Source organism: Nocardia sp. NPDC052566 (assembly GCF_044547285.1).
GTDB lineage: Bacteria > Actinomycetota > Actinomycetes > Mycobacteriales > Mycobacteriaceae > Nocardia.
Map to the genome: position 1 here is coordinate 965,447 of NZ_JBIUAF010000003.1, position 22,171 is coordinate 987,617.

Below are 22,171 nucleotides of genomic sequence, written 5' to 3' on the forward strand. Positions count from 1 at the left end.
CGCGGGGGGACGGCTGCGTCACGCAACGGCGCGCCACGGCCGCAACGCCCACGTCAGCGCGGGGTGAACGCCTCGGCGTGGGTGCGTGCCCACTGTTCGAAGGTGCGGGGCGCGCGGCCCGTCACCTCGAACACGGTGGGATGAACGGTGGTCTCGTCGAGGACGCCGTCGACGTAGAAGCTGAAGAACGCCGCCACGTACTTCAGCGGTATGGTCGCGGTCATTTGTGCTCGGCTCTCCTCGTGGGTCAGGCCCTGTGCGACGAGCGGGCGGCCGAGCACCTCGCCGAGGATCGCGACCTGCTCGGCGGGCAGCAGCGCCGCACCGCCGGTCAGGTCGAGGACCCGGCCGGTCAGGTCGTCACCCGTCAGCGCAACGGCGGCCACGGCCGCGATATCGGCGGGATCGATACTCGCCAGCGGCACCTCGGGGAAGTCGAGCCGCACCACGTCCCCCTCGGCCAGCTGCGGCAGCCAGCGCAGCGCGTTGGACATGAACGCGCGCGGCCGCAAGAACGTCCACGACAGCCCGGAGGCGCGCACCGTTCGCTCGGACAGTGTCATATAGCTGGAGACGGCATTGTTCAGATCCTCCAGCGCCGCGGAACCACCCGACAGCAGCACCACGTGGTCGACCCCCGCCCGCTTCGCACGGTCGAGCAGATCGTCCTGGTTGTCGTAGCCGGGTAGCAGGAACATCGCCCGCACCCCATCCAACGCCGCAGCAAAGGTCTCCGGCTTGTTGAGATCACCCGCCACGGCCTCGACGCCATCGGGCAGTGCCGCCTTCGCCGGATCGCGGACCACCGCCCGCACCCGCTGCCCCGCCTCGCTGAGTGCCCGCACCAGTTCCGTGCCGATATTCCCCGTAGCCCCCGTCACCAGAATCATGAACCCCAGCGTTCCAGCCGATCACCCCCGCCGCACGCCGAACCGTCGCCGAGGTCGCGGTTAGGCTCGCGGGGTGGACACTCCGCTGCGGTTAGAGGTCATCGTGGCCAGCGTGCGTCCGGAGCGGTTCGCTCCGGTGGTCGCGGACTGGTTCCTGCGGACGGTGCGGGCCCGGCCCGAATTCGATACGGGCGTCATAGATCTCATCGATACGCCGCTGCCCGCGGATCTCACCGAATCCCCGGAGGTCGACGCGTACCGGGCCCGGCTGGCCGCGGCGGATGCCTTCGTGGTCGTCACCTCCGAGTACAACCACGGTTACCCGGCCTCGCTCAAGACCGCGTTCGATACCGCCAAGCGCGAATGGCGCGCCAAGCCAATAGGTTTCGTCTCCTACGGCGGACTGTCCGGCGGCCTGCGCGCCGTCGAGCAACTGCGTCAGGTGGTCGCCGAGATCCACATGGTCTCGATCCGCGAAACCGTCAGCTTCCACCAGGCCAAACGCCAATTCGATGCCGAGGGCGCGACCCAGGACGGCGCCGCCATCGACGCCGCCGAACGCATGCTCCGCCAACTCGCCTGGTGGGCCCGCCATCTCCGCACCGCCCGCACCGAAGACCCCTACCCCGGCTGAAAACTACTGGTTGACCGGGACGCGGCGGCCGCGGGGGTGACCGATGTAGGTGGCTTCGCGGGGGATGGAGACGAGGGTGAGGTCGACCTGGGCGGTGCCGGTGCGCAGGACGACGTGGTTGCCGATGGCGCCGGGCTGGTAGATCGAGAGGTCGGGGCGGGTGGCAGGCCAGCCCATCGGATCGCCGGTGACGTAGATGGTGGTGACACCGGCGTGTGGCGCCGGCGCGAGGACGCCGTCGACCACGGTCGCGGTGAATCCCGCGTCGGACTGGTGGGTTTCGACCGCGATGGTGAGCCGCTCCGGATTGCCGATCGTGGTGACCAGGTTCTCCCAGGCGTGCGCCCGATCGGTGCGCACCAGGATCCGCTCGCCGACCGCGAGCGCGCGAAACACCAACTGCTGCGCCAGATACAGCTCGCCCGCCAGGTACACGGTCGAGATGCCGGTGCCGACGATGCGCACCGCGACGCCCTGGCCCTCGTCGTCCGAGCCGATCAACTGACCGCAGCCGGAGGAAGGCAGGTGCAGCGCGCCGATCACGTCGACCGGATATTCGGCCATCGGCACGGTGTCGTCCAGGCCGGGAATGGCCAGCGGCAGGTGGGCGAGCAGCCCGTCGCGGTGCCGCCCGTTCATCGACACCATGCCCGCGAGCTTGCTGCGCTCGGGTAGCTCGCGCGCGGTGAGCCGCCACGCCGAGCCGATGCTCACCGATTCCGCCGAACTGCCCGGCCGCAGCCGCACCGTCACCGTGGTGCCGCGCGAGGGCGGCACCCACAGCTGGGCGAGCAGGTCGGAGCCGAGGCGCTGCGGGTCGACCGCTTTGCCGATGTTCACGCTGTTGCCGATCTCGGCGTAGCGCCAGCGATGGGTGAGCGCACGCGGGTCGAAGCCGCCGGTGATCTGCAGGACCGCCTTACGGATCTCCGGTGCGGTGAGGATGCGCGCGCTACAGTCCGCGTCCTCCAGTGCGCGCATGATCCGTTGTGTCGCAATGGTTACCGCGCGCGAGGCGCCCTCGTTGCCGCCGCCGCGCCGATCCGCCGCCTCCGGGCAGTCGACCGCGTCGAAGCTGATCGCGAGCCACACCGTGCGGTGCGCCGTGGCGGGCAGCGGCCCGAGTAGCGATTCGTAGATCTTGCCCGCGGGCGTGCCGGAGCGGCTGCGGTGGCCGTGGCTGATGATGTCGATGCCGCTGAGCAGGATGTCGTGCTGGTTGAGGCATTGGGCGAGTTCGGGCAGCGGCAGCAGATGCGAGGCGTGCACGGTGGTGCGGGCGATCCTGGTCAGCCCGCCTTTCGGTGCGAGCACCTCGACGACGGTGACGACCCGGCTGCCGTCCCAGTACAACCCGAGCGAGCGGCCGTCGGTACCGCGGAAGTCGACGGTGTCGCCGAGCTCGTATTCGCGGCGGGTCAGGTAGCGCCACCAGGTGGCGATCCAGTCCAGTACCGTGCGCTTGGCGATCGGGATGAGCGGCAGCAGTGCGACGACGACGGCCACCCCGAGCGCGGGCAGCGCGGCCAAGCCGGCGAGCAGCGCCCCCACGCCCGCCAGGATTCCGATGACCTGCGCGACCAGCAGGTTCCGCATCGAGATGCGACCGAGGAGCGGTCGTGGTCCCGCTCCGACAGGTTCGGCCATCGTGGTCCCCCAAGTACCCGGTGTCGGCCGGTTCGAGTCGGCCTAGCTGAACAAGAGTCCCCGGGAACTGTACTGTGTTCGGCGAACGTGAGCACTGTTCGGGGAGGGAATAATGCCTTCGAAACCCACCACTCGGTGGCAGGTGAGCGGCTACCGCTTCCTGGTACGCCGAATGGAACATGCCCTGGTCCGCCGGGATGTGCGGATGCTGCACGACCCGATGCGCTCGCAGTCGCGCGCCTACGCGGTGGGACTGGTGCTCGCGCTGGTCGTGCTGGCAGGTTGCGGTGTGCTCGCGCTGTTGCGCCCGCAGGACAAGATCGGCAGCAACAAGATCCTCGTCGGCAAGGATTCCGGCGCGATCTATGTGGTGCTCGACGATGTGGTGCATCCGGCGATGAACCTCGCCTCGGCGCGGCTCGCCGCGGGCTCCGCGGACAAGCCCGCCATCGTCAAGGAGTCCGAACTCGGTAAGAAGGCGCGCGGCTCGCTGATCGGCATTCCCGGCGCGCCCGGTTCGCTGCGCTTCGACAAGGACGGCGACGGCAGAGCGTGGACCGTCTGCAACCAGATCAAGATCGATGGCGGCAACAGCTTCACCACCTCGGTGCTCGCGGGCGATCTCGACCTCGGCGCCAAGGCATCGACGCTGCCGAAGGGCAAGGCGCTGCTCGCGCAGGGCAAGGACGCGACCTACCTGTTGTACGACAACAAGCGCGCCCGCGTCGACATGAAGGACCGCGCCGTCACCGACGCGCTGAACATCACCGGCGCCAGCCCGCGGCCCATCGGTGAGGGCCTGCTGAACGCGATTCCCGAAGTGCTGCCGATCATTCCGCCGAAGATCGAGGATCCGGGCGGCGTGCCGTCCTACGCGATCGGCAATCACCGCATCGGCTCGGTGGTGCAGGTGTCGACCGGCGCCACCCAGAACTATGTGGTGCTGCGCGACGGTCTGCAGGCCGTTTCCCCGCTGACCGCCGACATCATCCGCAACGCCAACCCGTCCTCGTCCGCGGGCACCACCATCGATCAGGCCGAGCGCACGCGGGCCAGTGTGTCCAGCGCGCTCAAGGTCGACAGCTACCCGGAGATCGCGCCCGCCGTCCTGCAGGCCAAGGATCAGCCGGTGAGCTGCCTGTCCTGGAAGCCGATCACGGTGGCGGGCAAGGATTCCGGCAACAGCGCCGAACTGTCCTTGATCACCGGCATCAACCTGCCGATCCCGGACAGTGCGAAGCTGGTCACGCTGGCACAGTCGGATGGCAAAGGCGTGCTTGCCGATTCGGTCTACCTGAAGCCGGGCACCGGCGCCTTCGTGCAGACCACCGGCATCGAACCGGACAGCAAGCGCAAGGACAGCCAGTTCTACATCGCCGATACCGGCGTCCGCTACGGCATCAAGAACGCCGACGCGGCAAAGGCTTTGGGTATGGACAAGGAAGCGGGCGTCACCCCCGAGCCCGCGCCGTGGCCGATCGTCGGCCTGCTCGCCCCCGGCCCCACCCTGGGCCGTGAGGAAGCCGTCGTCTCCCACGACGGCGTGGCCCCCGACGCCTCGCCCGCCAAGCAGCCCGCAGTCAACACCCAGAAGTAGTCCTAGATCATCAGGAACTGGCGTAGGTAAATCGCGAGAGGCGAGTTACCTCAGTTCCTGATGATCTTGATCGGCCCGCCTCAGCGCGGCGACTTCCGCGCGCAGGTTCCGGATTTCCTCGATCAGGCGGCCGATTTCGCGGTCGGTGCGGTCGGTGGTCTCCTCGACGGTCTTCAGCTGGTCCATCACCCAGCTGGTCGTGGTGCCGATGGCGAAGCTGATCAGGCCGATGCCGCAGGTCATCAGGATCAGGGAGATCAGGCGGCCCTCGGTGGTCACCGGGTAGACGTCGCCGTAGCCGACGGTGGTCACCGAGACCATCGACCACCACAGCGCGTCACCGAAATTGTGAATCTTGCTGTCCGGCATGCCGTATTCGGCGTCGAAGAACGCCAGACTGCACAGCAGTAGCAACAGGACCGAGCTGGCGCCGACGAACAGCGCGAGCCGGGCCCGGGTCACCTTGCGATGCAGCGCGTTGAGCAGCAGCAGCGCCGCCCGCAGCAGCCGCAGCGGCCGGAACGGCGGCAGCACAACGATCAGCAGCTCCACCGGATGCGAGCGCACGAACTGCCAGCGATTCCTGGACAGGCACAGCCGCACCGCGAAATCCCCGGCGAACAACACCCAGATCAGCACGTCGACGCGGGTGAGCCAGGCGTCGAGTACCGGCGATGCCCCGGTGTCGAGCACATGCCATGCGTAGACGCCGAGAAAGACGACGGCAAGCGCCGCCATCGGGATATTGGTGGCCTGCTCCCATGCCTGTCTGCGACTGATTCCGCGGTCGCCGGTATTCGACTCGGGGCTGGTCATGGGCAACTACCTGTATCGATCGAGCGTGGTAACTATCTAGCGTCCCATGGCTATCGGACGCTACATATCGACCGGGCACACTGCTGACACCGGATCAGCTGGCCTGCTACATATCGTCCGGTTGCACGCCGAAGCGGCGGCGGATCGGGAACGAGGCGAGATAGCCCAAGATCAGTGCGCCACCGATGATTCCGGTGCCGATGAGCGCCACGTTGCGGGCACGGTTGTCCGGCGGGACCGGCGGAGCGGGCACCGCGAGCTGCTTGCTCTTCGGTGCGCTCGGATTCTTCGGCGGCAGGGTGTTCGGCACCTCGTTGGTGAGCGCGGCGATGGGATCCACCGCGCCGTAGCCGATGTACGGGTTCCACCCCTCGGCGGGCGCGTGCGCGGTCGCCTGAATCCGCTTGATCACGTCGAGCGCCGACAGCTCGGGGAAGCGCGCGCGCACCAGCGCGACCACACCCGAAACATACGGCGTGGCAAAGCTGGTGCCGCTGATCGGCTGTTGGTTCCCCTGATTGTCGGCGGTGCCGATGGCGGTGCCAGCACTGAGTGGGTCGAGCGAGGTGATCTCTTCCCCGGGCGCGGCGACACTCAGCCATGGCCCGGGGACGGTAAACGTCGAGGGTGCGCCGTTTGCATTGATCGAGCCGACCGCAAGTACGTAGTCGTCGTAACGTGCTGGGGTGACGTTCATCTCGACCTTGCTCCACGGATCCGCAGTGGGGTTCAGCGGATCGAGCACGGGGTTGCTGCCCTTGCATTTGTCGCTGTTCCCGGCGGCGACCACCACTACGGCGTTCTTGTCCACGGCGGCATAGCGCAGCGCAGCACCGAGCGCGCCATCGTCCATCGGAGTGGATTTGGGGGCGCAGGCGACTTCGGAGATATTGATTACTGAGGCGCCCATGTCAGCGGCGCGTCGGATGGCCGACGCCATCGTCCGGACGTTGCCGTAGGCGTCCGGAAGGTCCTCCGGTGACTTCTCCCGCGAGCGTCCTTCCTTTTGGAACTTGCTGCTGGACTGCCGGATAGTGAGGATCCGCGCCCCTGGTGCCACGCCCGAGAACCCTTGTCCAGGAATCTGACTCGCTCCGATGATGCCCGCGACGAACGTTCCATGCCCGTCGCAGTCTTCCGTACCGTCACCGACGTTGGCGACGAAATCGCCGCCCGGTGTCAGGCCGGGGAGCCGAGGATGGCGGGCGACGCCGGTATCGATCACTGCCACCAGCTGCCCTTCGCCACGGGAGAACTGCCAGGCGTGCTCCAGATCGAGGGATCGCTGCGCGGCCGGAATGGTCGGTCCGTCGCCACCGGTTCGGATACTGGTGCAGCTGGTGTTGGCCGGGATCTCGGTCTTGTCCGGCGGGACCGCGGGATCACCCGGCGGCAGCTTGCCTGGATCGACCGCAGGCGGCCGATCGGCATGTGCGACACCGAATCCACCGCCGAACGACATGCCCAACCCGAGGACCACCGCGGCGATGGCCACACGCATCCCGGCCTGGGTTCGACGCCGGGCAGGCACCCGGCCACCACCAATCATGTACTGGGCCAGCTTTTCCCGAGTCATCCGCCCGATGGTCTCAGCCGAATCCACTCCGTTGCTCTTCGAATGTGCGGTCAAGCCCAGTCGAGCCACCTGCCTGGCCTGAGCATCACCCTCGCGTCGTGTCGAGCGCATGCGAGTCGCCCGCCCGATCACAGGTTGCGGACGAGGGCGTAGAGGTCGGCGACCCAGAACACCAGCGGCAGCACGGCGGCGACGAAGGCGTACTCGAGCAGTTCGACACCGCGCCGCATCGGCGGCGTCGCCGACTGGTTCGGGATGATGATGCCGAAGATCAGCGCCGCGATCAGGATGACCATCGCCGCACCGAATACCGCGAGCGGCTGCTCCATCGCGAAACTCGCGCCAACCAACATGATCAGCAGAATCGCCGCGCCGCCCGCGATCAGCACCACGGCCTGTTCCGCGCCCGCGTAGGTGCGGCTGCGGAACATCAGCACCGCCGCGCAGACCAGCGCGAGCGCGATGCCCTGCCAGTACGGGCTGTCCGCCTGCGGATCGGCGGCCGCGAGCGCGCCGACCACGGTGACAAACGTGGTGGCCGCGACGAGCCCGGCCAGATACATCCGTGCCCGTTCGGACTTCGCCCGCAGCACCGCCATGGTCGGCAGCGCGCGGTGATCATCCGGATCGTCCTCGGTGGGGTCGATCGGCGTGCCCGGTGAGGGCACCGGTGGCAGCGGCAGCTTGGCAAGCAGCATCGAAATCCGCGGCGCGAGTGAAAGTCCGGCCAGTCCGAGTGCGGCGGCGACCGCCCCGATGGCCCGCTCCGGCTGCGCGGTCAGCAGCCCGACCAGCGCGGCGGGCACCGCGTAGATCGCCAGCGTCGCCGCGCCGATGAACAGCGCGAGACCGACGCCGGTGACCCGCCACGCGAGAATCGCGGTGGCGCCCAACAACACCGAGCCGAGCAGGATATGCGCCCAGCCGTAATGGTCGGGCACGATCAGCATGCCCGCGGTGAACGCGGGCGGCAGCGCGCAGCCGCCGACCACCAGCGCGGTCGCGGTGTCGCCGTACATGCGGCTGAGCACCATGCCCGCGACGACCAGCAGGATCGTCACGCCGAGCGCGACCGATCCGCTCACATAGCCGGGTAGCGCATCCGGCGATAGCAACAGCCCGAGACAGCCGACGAGCATGGTGACCGCGGCGAGCACCGAACCGGTGATCCGCGCCGTCTTCGGCGTCCAGTGCCGGTAGTGGTCGGTGTCGGCGATCGCGACGTTGTACATGATGTCGTCGAACAGCGGCGTCGGCGCGGTATGCGAGGCGCTCTCCAACATCAGCAGCTCGCCGTCGCGCACGCCGTGCTCGCCGAGGCTCAGCGAATTGGAGAAGGGGGGATGACCGATGCGGGCGAGCACCCAGTCCGCGGGCTCGTAGCGCTCGCCCTCGTTGTCGAAGTCGTTGGTTCTGCTGTGCTGGGCGACCATGTCGACGACGCTCGGGATGACCAGGGCGACCGGTACGTCGACCGGGATCGCCATATCCACCTGGGTGTGCTTGGCCAGGATGGTCACCCTGGCCAAGTCGGGTGCGCGGACGATACCGCGCGCGGATTCTTCGTCGATATGGTCGAGTCGCGCGTGCGTCAAGCTTCCCCCAACTGGTCCTCTACCTCGGGTTTCCGCGGGCTCGCAGCGGCAGGGCCGCGCTTGCGAACCCACCGTTCGGGCAGCAGAATGCTGGTCGAACTGTACGACATGTCGGCTGTGCGCTCTACACTGAGCCCGGATCACAGCTTGCGAAAAGGGGGAATTTTCGTTCATGAGCACGGTGAGGTTCCAGCGTCGCGCGCGGCGGGAGATGCCACGCTCTCCCGGTGGCGAGGTCACGCTGCAACCGCCGCCCGAGATCCCCAGGGTGACACCGGGCAATCTGCTGCTCAAGCTGATGCCGTTCGTGATGATCGTCGGCATGGTCGGGATGATGGCCCTGCTCTTCACGCAGGGTGGCGGCATCGCCTCCAATCCGATGAGCATGATGTTCCCGATGATGATGGTCCTGTCCATGGTCGGCATGTTCGCCGGTCAGGGCGGCGGCAAGGGGGCGCGCGCCGCCGAGGCGAACGAGGACCGCAAGGACTATCTGCGCTACCTCGACCAGGTCCGCCGCGATGTCGACGAGACGGCCGCGCAGCAGCGCGCCTCGGTCGAATGGAGCCACCCCGAACCGGCGCTGATCTGGATGCTCGCGGGCACCAGCCGCATGTGGGAACGCCGCGCGGGTGACAAGGACTTCTGCCACGCCCGCATCGGCGTCGGCGGGCAGCGGCTCGCGACCCGCCTCGTCGCGCCGGAGACCGGCCCGGTCGAGGAACTGGAGCCGATCGCCGCGGTCTCGCTGCGCCGCTTCGTCCGCGCTCATTCCACCGTGCCCGACCTGCCGACCGCCGTCGCGGTGAAGGGTTTCGCGACCATCGCCCTCGACGGCGACCGCGCCCAAGCCCGCGATATGACGCGGGCGATGTTGTTGCAGCTATGCATGTTCCAGGCCCCCGATCAGGTGCTCGTCGCCATCGTGTGCGGCCCGGACACCGCGCGGGAGTGGGAGTGGACCAAGTGGCTCCCGCACACGCAGCATCCCGACGCGCAGGACGGCATCGGCACCCAGCGCATGTTCTACGGCTCGATCCGTGAGGCCACCGCGGGCCTGTACCCGCTGATCGGCAACCGCGTTCGCTACTCGAGGAACCAACCGGCCAACGCGAACATGGTGCACATCATCATCGTGGTCGACGGCGGTCTGCTGGAGGCCGAGGACGACCAGCTGCGCGAATCCGGCTACGAGGGCGTCACCATCCTCGATTTGTGCGGCTACGCACCGCGTTTGGCGATGTCGCGCGGCATCAAGGTGATCGTCGAGAACGGCGAGGCCATCGGCCGCAGCACCACCACCGGCAACCAGGAGCGCTTCGCGCAGATCGATCGGATCAGCCCTGAGCAGGCGCAGCAGGTCGCTCGCCGCCTCGCGCCGTATCGCGCTGCGACACAACGCAGTAGCGATGTCGAACACGACGATTCCGAGGTCATCTCGACCTGGAGCCAGCTGATGAGCCTCGGCGATATCGGCGCGTACAACCCCGAAAGCGCTTGGCGCCCCCGCTACGGCAGGGAGCGGCTGCGGGTGCCGTTCGGTGTCGGCGCCGACGGACATCCGGTCGAACTCGATATCAAGGAGGCCGCCGAGAACGGCATGGGCCCGCACGGCCTGTGCATCGGCGCCACCGGTTCCGGTAAGTCGGAATTCCTGCGCACCCTGGTGCTCAGCCTGCTCGCCACCCACTCGCCGGACCAGTTGAACCTGGTGCTCGTCGACTTCAAGGGTGGCGCAACGTTTCTCGGCCTCGACGGCGTGCCACACGTCGCCGCGATCATCACCAACCTGGAAGAGGAAGCCGACCTCGTCGACCGGATGAAGGACGCGCTGGCCGGCGAGATGAACCGCCGCCAGGAGGTGCTGCGCGCCGCGGGCAACTTCGCCAACGTCTCCGAATACGAGAAGGCACGCGCCGCGGGCGCCGACCTGGACCCGTTGCCCGCGCTGTTCGTCGTGCTCGACGAGTTCTCCGAACTGCTCACCCAGCACCCGGATTTCGCGGAACTGTTCGTGATGATCGGCCGACTCGGCCGCTCGCTGCACGTGCACCTGCTGCTCGCCTCGCAGCGCCTGGAGGAAGGCAAGCTGAAGGGCCTGGAAAGCCACCTCTCCTACCGGATCGGCCTGAAAACCTTCTCCGCCAACGAATCCCGTCAGGTGCTCGGCGTTCCCGACGCCTACAACCTGCCGAACAACCCGGGCGGCGGCTACCTCAAGTCCGACGCGGGCGAGATCCAGCGCTTCCAGTCTTCCTACGTATCGGGCCCTTACGTCGGCGGCGGTTCGCAGCGCGATACCACCGTCGCGGGCCAGGCCGGCGAAATCGACGTGAAAGCACGCGAATTCACCGCCAGCCACGTCGATTTCCGTGCCGCGGACCGCATCCCGCTGCCGCAGGAGACCCGCTTCGAGCCGGAGGCCCAGCCCGAGGGCGAGGAGATCTCCAACCTCAACATGCTGGTCTCCCGTATCCGCGGCTACGGCCGCCCGGCCCACGAGATCTGGCTGCCGCCGCTGGACGAGGCGCCGACCCTCGATCAGCTCATCCCGCGCTCCATCCTCACCGGCGAATACAACGCGGTGGCCACGCTGCGCGCGCCTGTCGGCATCGTCGACCGCCCGTACGACCAGCGCCGCGACCCGATGATCGTCGATCTGTCCGGCGCGCGCGGCAACGTCGCCGTCGTCGGCGGCCCGCAGTCCGGCAAGTCGACCGCGCTGCGCACGCTGATCATGGCGATGTCATTGACGCACACCGCCGAACAGGTGCAGTTCTACTGCCTCGACTTCGGTGGCGGCACGCTCGTCAGCCTCGAGGGCCTGCCCCATGTCGGCTCGGTCGCCAGCCGCCTCGACGAGAACAAGGTACGCCGCACCATCGCCGAGATGACCACGATCATCCGGCAGCGCGAGGCCAGGTTCCGGCAGCTCGGCATCGAATCGATGCCGGAATTCCGGCGGCTGCGCGCCACCGACCCGGCCGGCAGTGCGGCCGCGGCGGGCGCGCACCAGGACCCGTTCGGTGACGTGTTCCTGGTGATCGACGGTTTCGGCAGCATCCGCCAGGACTTCGACGAGCTGGAACAGCAGATCACCAACCTTGCGGTGCAGGGTCTTTCGTACGGCGTGCACGTGGTCATCGCGCTGGCACGCTGGGCCGAGGCGCGTCCGGCGCTGAAGGACCAGATCGGTACGAGGATCGAGCTGCGGCTCGGTGACCCGATGGACTCGGACCTGGGTCGCCGGGTGGCCGGGCTGGTCCCGCAGGGGCGCCCGGGTCGCGGCATCACGCCGGACGCGCTGCACATGCTGACGGCATTGCCGCGCATCGACAGTGTGTCCGAAGCAGGCGATTTGAGCGTCGGCGTCGCCGCGGCGGTCGAGGCGATCACGGCGACTTTGGCTGGGCGCCACGCGCCGACAGTTCGCATGCTGCCGGAGCGTCTGGCACGAGAGAACCTGCTTCAGGTGCTCGGCGACTGGCCGCCCGCCGACACAAGCAAGCGGAACTTGCAGATTCCTATCGGCATCAACGAATCCGAGCTGGCGCCGGTGTATCTCAATTTCACCGAGAGCCCGCACTTCCTGATCTTCGGCGATACCGAATGCGGCAAGACCACGCTGCTGCGGAGTATCTGCGAAGGCATCATCGAATCGAATACGCCGGAGCAGGCGCGCCTGATCATCTGTGACTACCGGCGCTCGCTACTCGGCATCGCCGAGAATCCGAATATGTCGGCGTACGCGTCGTCGGCGCCGATGTTCCAAACCAATATGGACGACCTGGCCGGTGTGCTGGAACGGCGGATGCCCGATTCGTCGGTCACGCCGCAACAGTTGCGCGACAAGTCGTGGTGGAGCGGGCCCGAAGTATTCGTCATCGTCGACGACTACGACTTGGTCGCGACGCCGACCGGAAACCCGTTGGCAGCCATCGTCGACTACCTCCCGCACGCGCGGGATATCGGTCTGCACGTCATCATCGCCCGGCGCTCCGGTGGCGCGTCCCGCGCTCTGTACGAACCGGTCATCTCGCGGATGCGTGATCTGGCCAGTGCCGGCCTGGTGATGAGCGGTAACCGCGACGAAGGCAACCTGCTCGGCACCGTTCGGCCGAGCGCGATGCCGCCGGGACGCGGAACGTTGGTTGCCAGAAGTGGAACCGGCCTCATCCAGCTCGCGTGGATGCCGCAATTGTGACTTCCCCGGCCGAGGTAGTGATCACCGATACGCGTCTCTGGGCGCGCAGCGGCACCACCCACTGGGATACGGTTCCCTCGGTCCTGCCGGGCAGCAATGGCGAAACTCTCGTCGTCGGTGAACCTTTGGAGCTGCCGTCACCGGCGGTATCCGTGGTCCGGCTGATCTCGGCGGGACGCATCGGATTCCTGCCGCGATGGCCGACGGTCGACGAGGCGCTGCGGGCGATCTTCTACACGACGTCAACAAATCTTCGGATTTGGGACCGGTGTTCGAGCATTACTGTCGTGCATCCTTCGTCATGGGGTGCCTCGCGCCGGAAAATTCTCGGTACGGCTGCTCGGAATATCGCACCGGACGTAGTCTTGGACACCATCGCTACCCGGGCGGCCATGGTCGGCCGTGATGGCGCTCGGCATCAAAAAATCGCGGTGATCGAGGTGAGCCCATTGTCGACGACAGCGAGCCTCGTCGGCTGTCGCGGTGACGAGGCCTGGATCGAGGCGTGTGAGCACGAGCCGACGGTCGGTAGCGCCGATCTCACCGCGGACGAGCGGAGCCCCGACCGGTTCGCCGATCTGATCACACGCTTGTTCGCCGATGGTCGAGATGCGGACTCCATTCTGGTACTGGGGGTTTCGGACCCAGCCCTGCTGGAGCGCATCCGGACGGCTGTCGTCGCCACCTGCCCTCTACCGTTGGACGTTCGCCCCATCGCGGGTGCGGATTTGCTTGGGCCACACCAAGAGTCGATGCCGAGTGCGCGAATCGAACGCGGCACCGAATCGCTGTCGCCGGAGTGGTTCGGTTCGCTACGTGAACGTGCCGCCGCGACGAAGCCACCGCGCAACCGGCGTGCCGCCCTCCTTACCGTCGCCGCACTCTCGGCCGCCATCGCCGTCGTAGCCGCCGGGATAGTCTTCGCGGTTCGTCGAGATGACGCTCCGGCGGTGGCACAACCTACCCCTGTCGTGGAATCGACGGTGTCCGCCGCACCACCGCCGGCTCCGACCAGCCACCGTCCCACCACGGAAACGTTCGGCCGTCTCACCGCGCAGATACCGGTCGGCTGGCACAGGGTCGGGCCCAACGATCGGGCGGCGGATGCGCGGGTCGTGCTGGTGCCGGACGACGGCACTCGCCAGCGCATCACCGTGATTCAGAACCCGCTGACCTCAGGGTCCGGCTATGAGCAAGTGGCGGCAAATCTCGACGCTCAACTGAAGCAGCGACCGAGCGGAACGGTGACCGATCTGCGCCGTGATGTCGTATTCGGTGGGCGCCCTGGGCTCGCCTATAACGAGCTTCCTGGAGACAAATCGCAGGTAGAGTGGCATGTTACGATCGACCGCGATACCCAGGTCAGCCTTGGTTGCCAGTATCTGGAAGGGGGGCGAGACATAGCGATACATGTGTGCGAACAGTTCGCGGCACATCTGGTGGTCGCGTCGTGACATCCTCTTGAAAAATTCTCCGCAATCGATGGAACCGATTGGATGCAAGAGTCGTCCAATCTAGATGTAGAGCTTTTGGGCTGAGCGTGAGCCGGGGAGGCTCCGCAGACCGAGCCCCACAGACACAACGTAGTAAAGGAGTCGCAATGGGTGAGTTGAGGCAGACCTCTGGCGTAATGAGCTTGTCTCAGTACATGGACATGAAGGAGGGGGAAATCAACGGCATGCTCAACGCGCTCGACGCTCAGAAGGAAGCCCTTCTGACGGCATGGCGTTCGCCGGAAGCGCGGCCGGCCTTCGACCGCGTGATCCAGCAGTACCGGGACGAAGCGACCCAGATGGTGCGCGCCCTGCGTGACCACGGCGAGAAGGTCGCCCAGTCGGCCGTCAACGTGGAGAAGGCCGACTCCCTGAACCGGGACGATGTCCTCAAAGCCGGATCCCTCGCGGGCCTGAGCTGACCAACGAATTTCTGAGAGGGGTAGCACAATGCAAGATGGCGAAATTTTCCACAGGTTTCTCGAGGTCGAATCCCACTCGATGGATATGCAGGCGACGGCCCGCAAGATTCTTTCGGCCATTGACGAGCTGAAAGATCAGGTCGCTAAGACCAGCGGTACCGAGTGGACCGGTGAGGCTCAGGGCGCTTTCGATGGGCTGCACGCCAAGTGGAACGCCACGTCGACCAGCCTGAACGAAACGCTCAAGCAGATCGGTGTCGCTGTTCAGGAAGGCAACGCTGCCATGCGGACCCAGGACGGCTCCAACGCCTCCATGCTGGGTGCCTGACAGAGCGTCCTAACCAAATCGGGCCCCCGACACCGCGATTCGGTGTCGAGGGCCCGATTTGTTTGTGCGCGAGGCTTTTTGGCGCCGAGCGGCCTACCTGACGCGGTTACGCAGGATCGGCACCAGCTTGTCCAGCAGCGTCTGCTCGGAATTGTTCGACCAGTTCCGCAACGCGGAGACCGTAGCCGGGTCATCGACCACGATGACCGTGGCCTTGGCGCTGGTCAGCGAGGACGGAAGACCGAGCAGGCCACCGCCACCGGCTTTCGGGTCGCTGCGGACGGCGAGGATGTAGCCGGTGGTGATGTTGTTGAACGTCGAGTACTTGTCGTCCTTGGACACCGGGCGGGGATTCGGGTCGCCGTCCTTACCGGTGAACGTCACGTTGTAGACGAACCCGAGCTCGCCGAGGAACGTCGTCTGCTGACTCGGGATGGTGTAGATGGCCATGCCCGAGTCGGCGAGTCCATCGCTGGTCACATCCACCATCATGATGGACTTACCGTTGAAGGCCGGGTTGTCGATTCGAGCCTGCGGCAGCGGCGCCAGCTTCGAGGTCGGCGCGGCCGTGGTCGCGGGGGTATCGCGGTCTCCGCCGCTCTGCGTCCAGATGCCGATGACCGCGGCCAGCGCGACGATGATACCCAGTACACCCGCGCCGATCAGCAGCGGTTTGCGATTCTTCGGCGGTGCACCGACGGTGGTCCTGGTGGTCACCTGATCGGGGCCCGTCAGCGCGACGCGCGGGTCGGTGATCGGGCGATGCTGATCGAAGACCTGAATGGGATAGGTGGGTGAGGTGTTCGTCGGCGCCGGATTGAACCCGGGGACAAGGGCATTCGCGGCGGCGTCGGTGAATTCGCGGCAGGTGCTGAAGCGTTCGGCCGGGTTCTTGGCCATCGCCCTGGCGAAGACGTAGTCGATGGCGGGCGGCAGGCCCGGGTTGACCGCGGTGGCCGACGGCGGTGGCTCGTGCAGGTGACCCATCATCACCATGGCGGGTTGCGTTGAGGGATAAGGGTTTCGGCCCGTGAGCAGCTTGAAGAAGGCGCACGCCAGGCTGTAGATATCGGCCCGGTGGTCGAGTGGCTGGCCGGACAGCTGCTCCGGTGGCGCGTAGGCGATGGTGGCGACGAAGCTGCCGGTCTGCGTCAGCTCGCTGGTGTCGTCGTTGGACTTCGCGACACCGAAATCGGTGAGCAGCACCCGCTCTTCGTCGCCGTCCTCGTTGGACAGCAGGAAGTTGGCCGGCTTCACATCGCGGTGCAGCAGGCCCTTGCGGTGCGCGTAATCCAGGCCCTTGCCGACCTCGCTGATGATGCGCAGCGCACGCAGCGGGTTCATCGAATGCGGGTCGCGGGCGAGCTCGTCGGAGGCGTCGATCCCATCCACGTACTGCATGGCGATCCACAGTTGCCCGTGTTCTTCACCGCGGTTGTAAACGGAGACGATATTCGGATGGTCAAGGCCCGCAGCGAGATTGGCTTCGCGTTCGAAACGCGCGCGGAACTCGCGGTCCTGACTGAGCTCGGTGCTGAGCACCTTGAGCGCATCCATCCTCGGCAGACTCGGATGCTTGGCCAGATAGACCGTGCCCATGCCGCCGGCGCCGAGGACCCGCTGGACGCGGTATCCACCGACGATGGTGCCGGGACTCATCGCCATACCTACTGTCTCCTGTCCTGCATCAGCAGACACGCCGCGTGTTGCCTTGTCGGAGCATAGTGCGTCGCTCCGATGGTGGTCGCTTCCCTGACGATCGCATGAGCCGTGCCTCGCTGCTACTGGCTGTTCGCGAGCAATGCGTATTGCGCGGCCGCGCGCTGCTGCGCGTCGGTCAGCTGATCGCTTTCCGCCGTCGCGGTGTACTGCCGATAGGTGACGGCGCAGCGGAATCGCTTGCGCTTGGTATCCGCGGCGGCTCGCTCACCGCACTTGGCGCCGGGAACATTGGGCACCGCATCGGCGGGAGCCGCATAGCTGCCCTCGATGAGCTTGCCGAGCAGCACCTTCGCGCCCGCGGCATCGCGGGTGCGATACAGCACGGACTCGTTGATCGAGACCGAACGCGAGTAGCGATCCATGCCGACCTCGGTCATCAGGCGCTTCAGCTGGTCCTGGTCGAGATTCCGGGAGAGGAAACCCCGAAGACTGTAATAGGCCTGACTATTCGTATCCGGCAGGCCGAGCGCGGTCGGGTTCAGCGTCCGCCGCAGCATGCCGTCTGGGTCGTAGTCGAGCTTCAGGAGCATGTCTTCCCGGCTCAGGGGCTTCAGTGCGTCGAGCAGCGGAACCTGGGCGTCGTAGGCCTTCTGCGCGAGATCGGTCAGCCCGGCCTTATCGGCATTCGGTAGTCCGAGATAGAGATTGATCACGTAGCTGCCGCGAGCCATCGTCGAGCCGATGCTGGAGACGCCGGGCCGAAAGTGCGTGTGGGCGTCGGGATATTTCGGCAGCGATACGCGCTGGTTCATATCCGCCGCGATCGCGAAGTCGGTTTCCTCGATCTCGGCGGCGGCCTGCTTGGCGGCGTTCTCGTCGGGGAACTGCATGACGAGGACAGTGGTGAACGCGCTGTCCTTCCCGGTCTTGCCGTTCTTGTCCGGCGCCTTTTCGCTGCTGCCGGTCGCGTAGCCGAACATCATGTCGTACTTCTCGACTACCGGGCGGTTCTTGTCGGCCAGCACATCGATGGCCTTGGTGCTGTCGGTCACCGCGATGCCGCCGGTGCCGTACTTGAACCGCGCATCGATATCCGGGCCGACGGCCACGTTGTCGGCCAGCCGCATGATCGCCAGCTGCTTCGCGTATTGGAGGCGAGGGTTGTAGGTGTACCGGATGTCCAGCGGGGTGGTGGAATAGGTGCCGACGTCCAGCTTCCTGACGTCGATCTCGCCCGGCGCGGCGGTGCCCGCCGCATTCGAACCGCAGCCGGCCAGGACCGCCGCGGTGGTGACGGCGGTGACCACGCCGAACAACGTCCGGATTCGTCGCGCATTCATCGGATTCCCCCCGCCTTACTTACTGTTCGCCAGGATCGCGTACTGCGCCGACGTCCGCTGATGGACGTCCGCGAGCTGATTCGCGTCTACGTCGGCCGCGTAGCGATCGTAGGAAACCGTGCAGTAGTACTTGATCGCGGCGGCCTGCCCGCCGATGTACTCCCGGCAATGCGCGAACGGCAGGTTCTTGGGCGGCTCTACCCGACGGAACAGCTTGCTCGGCTTGCTGTGTTCGGCCGCGATCCGCTGGGCCGCGGCAGCATCCTTGGCCCGGTATAGGAGATTGCCCTTCCAGGAGATGCGGTCGACGCCGGTCTCCTCGAACAGCTTGGCATCGGCTCCGGGATCTCCCGACAGCTGGAGACCGCCGTGCCGGTCGTAGACGCCGGGAATGCCGCGCTGGGCCTGGTCATCGGTCACGGTAGGCAGCGCACGGGCCAGCATGCCGTCGAGGTCGATGTCCTGATCCATCAGCTTGTCGGGCGCCGGTGCGGAAAAGTCCTTCATGCGCGCCGAGACCGTCTCGATGCTCTTCTCCACGCGCGCAACCATTTTCGACGTGTCCTGCTCCTTCAGCTCGCCGAGCAGGCTGTCATAGATATAGGTGAAGATGACGTACCGGCCGGTGGCGGCCCATGACCGGAATTGCCAGTGCTGGTCCTTCGTGGTCAGCACATGCGCCGCCGGGAACTTACCGATCGAAACGGATTCGTAGTCGGGGGATGTGTCGGCCTCCGCCGTGGCCATGGCGTCGGCGGCCCGGGTGGCGTCCTGTTCGGTGTTGAACAGCATCACCAGATTCTCGAGCTCATAGGACACCGTCGGTTTGTCGCTGGACCTGCCCGCACTGACGAATCCCGAAATCAACCCGGGCGCAGTGTCGGACAAGCGCTGGGTGTCCGCCTTCATCCGCCCCTTGATCGCGCCGGAGCCGTAGTCGATGAACAGCCGGATCGCCCCGGACGTCGCGGGCGGCGGATGCTTCACCTCGCCGATGATGTCCATCGGCAGCGGCACGTAGTTGCCCATCCGCATGGCCACCACCGCCCGCGCCTGATCGAGGCTGGTCGGCTTGCCGTACTCCTTGGGTTTGGTCGCTAGATTTCCCACATCCAGCTGGCTCGGATCCACCTTTGGTTGTGTTGGTGCCGCGCCGCCCGAATCGGATCCACAGGCCGTGGTCACGGCCAAAGCGGCGACCAGCCCGGCCATGAACAGCCCTCGACCAATCCGCATCGTTCTACCCCTCCGTCGCCAACCCGACCGCGCACAGCGGTCGTCGTACGTCCTGATGCCACTCCCAACGCGACCAGGACCAGCGCTTGCAGAGAAGATAGCACTCGGCGGGAGAGTGCGACACGGTGGCGACTCGGCTCCCTTGTGCCGGACCAGGCCGAATCGCGTCGCCATTACTGGTTGTTGGCGAGCAGAGCGTACTGAGCCGCCGCACGCTGATGAGCGTCGGTGAGCTGGGCACTCTCCACCGTGGCGACGTATTGCCGATATCGGACGACGCAACGGAACCGCTTGTCTTGGTACTCGAACTGGTCGGATCGACCCTCGCCACACTTGCTCTCCGGAACATTTGCGGGAGAATCCGCGACACCGGGATAGTTTTGCTCGAGAATCTTGCTTGCCAGTGTCTTGGCCGCGTCGGAGTCGCGGGTGCGGACTACTTTTGAGGTGTTGCGGGGGCCGTTTGCGGACAGTGCGTATCTGTCCAAACCTACGTCTGCCGCAAGGCGTTTCCAGTAATTCTGATCAAGAGTTTCATGTAGGAAACCTCGTTGGCCCAATATCAGTTGGTTCTGGAAGTCTGGCGTGCCGAATCCTTCGAGATTCAGTGTGCGTCTGAGCATTCCGTCGGGGTCGTAGTCGAGCCGGAGAGTCTCGTCGAGGGTGAGCGGTTTCAACGCGTCCAACAGTGGGACTTCCGCGTCGTAGGCCTTCTCTGCGAGCGCAGCGAGGCCTTTGACATCCGCATCGGGCTGCCCGATGTAAAGGTTGATGACGTAGTGGCCGCGGGCCATGGTCGAGCCGATGGTGCTGACGCCGGGGCGCCAGTGCGACCGAGCTTGGGGGTAATTCGACAGCGGGACGCGCTCGTTCCTGTCCGCGGCTACCGAAAAATCGATGTTCTCTATCTCCGTGGCTGCTTGTCTGGCGGCGCCCTCGGTCGGAAATTGCAGGACAACGATCGTGGAGAAGGCGCTGTCAGCTGGGGGCTTGTTGTCTTTCCCCGGCGTGCGCTCACTGGAGCCTGCACCGAGGCCGAACAACATCCCGTTGCGCTCCAGCACAGGTTTATTGGCGTCGGCCAGCAGTTCTATCGCCGCGGTGGGGTCGGCGAGGGGGACAAGGCCGTTCGAGTATTTGAACCGCGCATCGATCTCCAGGCCGGTTGCTACGTGATCCGCGAGGCGCATCAGCGCAAGCTGCTTGCCGGTCGCCAAGCGCGGGTTGTACGTGAAGCGAAAGTCCAATGGGGCGGTGGAGTAGTTCCCCACATCGAGCTTCCGGACGTCGACCTCGCCGGCGGCGGGTGTTCCCGGAGTGCTCGAGCCGCAGCTTGCCAGCATCATTGCTGCGGCAGCGATCGCGATCGCGCAGTACGACTTTCGGATTCGGCGTGAATTCATCGGCTGCCCCGCCTCACTTGCTGTTCGCCAGGATGGCGTACTGCGCCGATACTCGCTGATGCGCGTCTGCGAGTTGGTTAGCGGCCACCTCGGTGGCATATCGGTCATACGAAACGGTGCAGTAGAACTTGATTGCCTGCGCCTGGCTCCCGCGATACTCCCGGCAGCTCGCGAAGGGCAGGCCCTTCGGTGGCTCCACTCGGCGGAAGTACCTGCTGAGCTTCCCGTGTTCGTCGGCTATCCGCTGCGCCCCCGCCGCATCACGGGCACGGTAGACGAAATTGCCTTTCCACGAAACACGATCCACGCCGGTCTCCTCGAAGAGCTTGACATCACCCCTGGGATAGCTCGACAGCTGCAACCCGCCGTGGCGGTCGTAGACACCAGGGATGCCGATTTGGGACTGGTCGGAAACCACGGTCGGCAGCGCCCGTGCCAGCATGCCGTCGAGGTCGATATCGGTGTCCGTCAGCTTGTCGGGGGCAGGTGCCGGGAAATCCTTCACCCGCTGGGAGATGAGATCAATACTCTTCTCGATGCGCGAGACGAGCTTTGATTCTTCGACAACCTTGAGCTCAGCCATGACGCTGTCGTAGATGTAAGTGAAGATCACGTACCGGCCAACCGAGTACCACGACCGAATCAGCCCGGGTTTATCAGGAAGAGTCTGCGTCTGTGCCGTAGGGAACTTCCCGATCTTCACGGATCGACTGTCGGCGGCGGTGCCGATCTCTGCGGCCGCGAGCTCGTTTGCCGCAGCGCCGGCGTCCTTTTCGGTATCGAACAGCATCACCACGTTGTCGAGTTCGTACGACAACGTGGGCTTGGCGCTGGATCGGCCGGTGCTGACGAAGCCCGAAAGGAATCCCTTCGCCGCCTCGTTGAGACGCGCCGCGGGCGCGGTCATCCTGCCGCTGATCGCTCCCGAGTCGAAGTCGGTGAACAGGCGAACCCCGGACGTCGCGGCCGGGGAGTAGGCCACTTCGGGCTCGATCTCCATCGGCAGCGGCACATAGTTGCCCAGCCGCATGGCCGCGACGATCCGGCCCTGATCGATGCTGGTGGCCTTGCCGTACGGCTTCGGCTGAGTCGCCAGATTCCCCACGTCCAGTTGAGCGAGATCGACCGTTGTCGTCGATGACTTGCTACCCGGCGCATTGTCCCCGCACGCGACGCCCACCGTGAGCACCCCGGTCACCATCACAGCGACCATCGTTCTACTACGCGCCGATCTCACGCGAAGACGCACACGCTCCCCCTTTGATCGCGGAGTCCTACCTCGACCCGGCCCCTGACCAGCCCGCTTGCCCAGCAAGATAGCACTCTGT

At 66.1% G+C, this 22,171-nt stretch carries 16 protein-coding genes; 6 read left to right on the forward strand and 10 right to left on the reverse strand.

The genetic code is table 11. The features are described 5' to 3' along the window. Positions 1–53: 53 nt before the first annotated feature. Positions 54–890, reverse strand: coding sequence for an NAD(P)H-binding protein (locus tag ACIG5A_RS18170; RefSeq protein ID WP_397241354.1), 837 nt, complete (start codon positions 888–890; stop codon positions 54–56). A gap of 73 nt (positions 891–963) precedes the next feature. Here ACIG5A_RS18170 and ACIG5A_RS18175 point away from each other — a divergent pair, with 73 nt between their 5' ends. Next, positions 964–1,524, forward strand: coding sequence for an NADPH-dependent FMN reductase (locus ACIG5A_RS18175; RefSeq protein WP_397241355.1), 561 nt, complete (start codon positions 964–966; stop codon positions 1,522–1,524). 3 nt (positions 1,525–1,527) lie between these two features. On the opposite strand, the gene eccE is transcribed toward ACIG5A_RS18175, so the two are convergent. Beyond that, the gene (gene eccE / locus ACIG5A_RS18180; RefSeq protein WP_397241356.1) at positions 1,528–3,171 is read right to left on the reverse strand and encodes a type VII secretion protein EccE; all 1,644 of its coding nucleotides are present in this window, start codon (positions 3,169–3,171) and stop codon (positions 1,528–1,530) included. Positions 3,172–3,283: 112 nt separating this feature from the next. Between eccE and eccB the strand changes: the two genes are divergently transcribed. Further along, positions 3,284–4,768, forward strand: a complete 1,485-nt coding sequence (gene eccB / locus ACIG5A_RS18185) for a type VII secretion protein EccB (RefSeq protein WP_397241357.1) — start codon at positions 3,284–3,286, stop codon at positions 4,766–4,768. Positions 4,769–4,813: 45 nt separating this feature from the next. Here eccB and ACIG5A_RS18190 read toward each other — a convergent pair whose 3' ends face one another. From ACIG5A_RS18190 to eccD, 3 genes are all read right to left on the reverse strand, one after another. Continuing rightward, positions 4,814–5,584, reverse strand: coding sequence for a potassium channel family protein (locus tag ACIG5A_RS18190; protein ID WP_397241358.1), 771 nt, complete (start codon positions 5,582–5,584; stop codon positions 4,814–4,816). A 106-nt stretch (positions 5,585–5,690) separates the two neighbouring features. Then, positions 5,691–7,085, reverse strand: coding sequence for a type VII secretion-associated serine protease mycosin (gene mycP / locus ACIG5A_RS18195; protein ID WP_397241854.1), 1,395 nt, complete (start codon positions 7,083–7,085; stop codon positions 5,691–5,693). A 203-nt stretch (positions 7,086–7,288) separates the two neighbouring features. Next, complete coding sequence (gene eccD, locus ACIG5A_RS18200; protein ID WP_397241359.1) at positions 7,289–8,755, reverse strand: type VII secretion integral membrane protein EccD; 1,467 nt, start codon at positions 8,753–8,755, stop codon at positions 7,289–7,291. 172 nt (positions 8,756–8,927) lie between these two features. Between eccD and eccCa the strand changes: the two genes are divergently transcribed. The 4 genes from eccCa to ACIG5A_RS18220 all read left to right on the forward strand — a co-directional run bounded on the left by eccCa (position 8,928) and on the right by ACIG5A_RS18220 (position 15,202). Beyond that, positions 8,928–12,959 (forward strand): type VII secretion protein EccCa, encoded by a 4,032-nt coding sequence (gene eccCa / locus ACIG5A_RS18205; RefSeq protein ID WP_397241360.1) that lies wholly within the window; start codon positions 8,928–8,930, stop codon positions 12,957–12,959. A gap of 17 nt (positions 12,960–12,976) precedes the next feature. Then, the gene (locus ACIG5A_RS18210; protein ID WP_397241361.1) at positions 12,977–14,413 is read left to right on the forward strand and encodes a type VII secretion-associated protein; all 1,437 of its coding nucleotides are present in this window, start codon (positions 12,977–12,979) and stop codon (positions 14,411–14,413) included. Between the two features lie 146 nt (positions 14,414–14,559). Next, on the forward strand, positions 14,560–14,874 hold the full coding sequence (locus ACIG5A_RS18215) for a WXG100 family type VII secretion target (RefSeq protein ID WP_397241362.1): 315 nt from the start codon (positions 14,560–14,562) through the stop codon (positions 14,872–14,874). A gap of 28 nt (positions 14,875–14,902) precedes the next feature. Then, on the forward strand, positions 14,903–15,202 hold the full coding sequence (locus ACIG5A_RS18220; RefSeq protein ID WP_397241363.1) for a WXG100 family type VII secretion target: 300 nt from the start codon (positions 14,903–14,905) through the stop codon (positions 15,200–15,202). Positions 15,203–15,295: 93 nt separating this feature from the next. On the opposite strand, the gene ACIG5A_RS18225 is transcribed toward ACIG5A_RS18220, so the two are convergent. From ACIG5A_RS18225 to ACIG5A_RS18245, 5 genes are all read right to left on the reverse strand, one after another. Continuing rightward, the gene (locus ACIG5A_RS18225; RefSeq protein ID WP_397241364.1) at positions 15,296–16,867 is read right to left on the reverse strand and encodes a serine/threonine-protein kinase; all 1,572 of its coding nucleotides are present in this window, start codon (positions 16,865–16,867) and stop codon (positions 15,296–15,298) included. Positions 16,868–16,983: 116 nt separating this feature from the next. Further along, positions 16,984–18,204, reverse strand: a complete 1,221-nt coding sequence (locus ACIG5A_RS18230) for a hypothetical protein (protein ID WP_397241365.1) — start codon at positions 18,202–18,204, stop codon at positions 16,984–16,986. A gap of 15 nt (positions 18,205–18,219) precedes the next feature. Next, positions 18,220–19,440 (reverse strand): hypothetical protein, encoded by a 1,221-nt coding sequence (locus ACIG5A_RS18235; protein WP_397241366.1) that lies wholly within the window; start codon positions 19,438–19,440, stop codon positions 18,220–18,222. 173 nt (positions 19,441–19,613) lie between these two features. Continuing rightward, the gene (locus tag ACIG5A_RS18240) at positions 19,614–20,843 is read right to left on the reverse strand and encodes a hypothetical protein (RefSeq protein ID WP_397241367.1); all 1,230 of its coding nucleotides are present in this window, start codon (positions 20,841–20,843) and stop codon (positions 19,614–19,616) included. 13 nt (positions 20,844–20,856) lie between these two features. Then, on the reverse strand, positions 20,857–22,044 hold the full coding sequence (locus tag ACIG5A_RS18245; protein WP_397241368.1) for a hypothetical protein: 1,188 nt from the start codon (positions 22,042–22,044) through the stop codon (positions 20,857–20,859). Positions 22,045–22,171 lie beyond the last annotated feature (127 nt).

What these genes read in the sequence shown, in the direction of transcription:
- eccB (WP_397241357.1), top strand. Translation starts at nt 3,284, where the DNA reads ATGCCTTCGAAACCCACCACTCGGTGGCAGGTGAGCGGCTACCGCTTC.
- ACIG5A_RS18215 (WP_397241362.1), top strand. Translation starts at nt 14,560, where the DNA reads ATGGGTGAGTTGAGGCAGACCTCTGGCGTAATGAGCTTGTCTCAGTAC.
- ACIG5A_RS18240 (WP_397241367.1), bottom strand. Translation starts at nt 20,843, where the DNA reads ATGAATTCACGCCGAATCCGAAAGTCGTACTGCGCGATCGCGATCGCT.
- eccCa (WP_397241360.1), top strand. Translation starts at nt 8,928, where the DNA reads ATGAGCACGGTGAGGTTCCAGCGTCGCGCGCGGCGGGAGATGCCACGC.
- eccE (WP_397241356.1), bottom strand. Translation starts at nt 3,171, where the DNA reads ATGGCCGAACCTGTCGGAGCGGGACCACGACCGCTCCTCGGTCGCATC.
- ACIG5A_RS18230 (WP_397241365.1), bottom strand. Translation starts at nt 18,204, where the DNA reads ATGAATGCGCGACGAATCCGGACGTTGTTCGGCGTGGTCACCGCCGTC.
- ACIG5A_RS18220 (WP_397241363.1), top strand. Translation starts at nt 14,903, where the DNA reads ATGCAAGATGGCGAAATTTTCCACAGGTTTCTCGAGGTCGAATCCCAC.
- mycP (WP_397241854.1), bottom strand. Translation starts at nt 7,085, where the DNA reads ATGCGTGTGGCCATCGCCGCGGTGGTCCTCGGGTTGGGCATGTCGTTC.
- ACIG5A_RS18235 (WP_397241366.1), bottom strand. Translation starts at nt 19,440, where the DNA reads ATGCGGATTGGTCGAGGGCTGTTCATGGCCGGGCTGGTCGCCGCTTTG.
- ACIG5A_RS18225 (WP_397241364.1), bottom strand. Translation starts at nt 16,867, where the DNA reads ATGGCGATGAGTCCCGGCACCATCGTCGGTGGATACCGCGTCCAGCGG.
- ACIG5A_RS18190 (WP_397241358.1), bottom strand. Translation starts at nt 5,584, where the DNA reads ATGACCAGCCCCGAGTCGAATACCGGCGACCGCGGAATCAGTCGCAGA.
- ACIG5A_RS18170 (WP_397241354.1), bottom strand. Translation starts at nt 890, where the DNA reads ATGATTCTGGTGACGGGGGCTACGGGGAATATCGGCACGGAACTGGTG.
- ACIG5A_RS18245 (WP_397241368.1), bottom strand. Translation starts at nt 22,044, where the DNA reads ATGGTGACCGGGGTGCTCACGGTGGGCGTCGCGTGCGGGGACAATGCG.